1 protein-coding gene is annotated in these 1,209 nt (G+C 38.4%); it reads right to left on the bottom strand.

Going from position 1 to position 1,209, the window contains the following annotated elements; all coding sequences use genetic code 11:
• On the bottom strand, positions 1 to 1,209 hold a 1,209-nt coding region (locus FLAVO9AF_RS15260; RefSeq protein ID WP_201296312.1), incomplete at both ends, for a SprB repeat-containing protein.

Below are 1,209 nucleotides of genomic sequence, written 5' to 3'. Positions count from 1 at the left end.
CAGAAGAAGTATCAGTTACAGGTTTGTCATTTGGGTCTTTAGCAGTTACCAAAGCCAAGTTGTAAACAAATCCTGCATTGATATCATCTTGAGTAATGGTATGTGAAGCTGAGAAGGTAGTGCTATCAGTTGCACCTACAGCAAGAGTTGCAATTGGACCACCAGTTACTATAGCATTATTATCAGTAACTGTCACATTAGTTAAAGTAACGTTACCAGTATTTTTTATTACAAAATTGTACGAAACGATATCACCTACATTGGTAATTCCATCATTATTACTGTCTACGTAATTGCCATCTTTTGTAATCTCAATTCCAGATTCATTAATTGTGTAATTATATTCAACACTACATCCTTTAGTATCAGTAATTAATACGCTATAATTTCCAGCGATAAGATTAGCTATATCTTCTGTTGTAGCTCCATTTGACCATAAAAACTGGTAAGGTTTAGTTCCACCATTTACTGTGATATCAATGGCTCCACTATTACAACCTACGCAGTTATTATTGTTTGTTATGATTGAAGTAGCTGCAATAGCTGCTGCAGGTTGTGTAATGGTTACAGAACAAGTTGTTTTGTACCCTAATTTATCAGTTACTGTTACTGTGTGTAGTCCAGCATTTAGAGAAGTTGCAGTAGCTGTAGTTTCATTATTATCCCAAAGGAAAGTATAGTCTCCGTTTCCACCAGTAGGAGTTACTGTGGCTTGCGCATTGCTATCACCAAAACATTTAGCAGGAGCTACTTGCAGCACGCTGCAGGCGAATACATCAGGTTGTGTGATGGTTACCGAACAAGTAGTTTGACACCCTTTGCTATCGGTTACTGTTACCGTGTGTAGTCCAGCATTTAAAGAAGTTGCAGTAGCGGTAGTTTCATTATTATCCCAAAGGAAAGTATACCCACCATTTCCACCAGTAGGGGTAACGGTAGCTTTACCATCAGAAAGACCATTTGCAGTAACGGCAGTATCTTGAACAACGGAACAAGCAATAGCTGCTTCAGGTTGTGTAATGGTTACAGAACAAGTTGTTTTGTACCCTAATTTATCAGTTACTGTTACTGTGTGTAGTCCAGCATTTAGAGAAGTTGCAGTAGCTGTAGTTTCATTATTATCCCAAAGGAAAGTATAGTCTCCGTTTCCACCAGTAGGAGTTACTGTGGCTTGCGCATTGCTATCACCAAAACATTTAGCAGGAGCTA

The sequence above is a fragment of the Flavobacterium sp. 9R genome (genome assembly GCF_902506345.1).
In the GTDB taxonomy this organism is placed as follows: Bacteria; Bacteroidota; Bacteroidia; order Flavobacteriales; family Flavobacteriaceae; genus Flavobacterium.
Note: the sequence above shows the minus strand (reverse complement) of the source record. Positions and strands in the feature narration are given on the sequence as shown.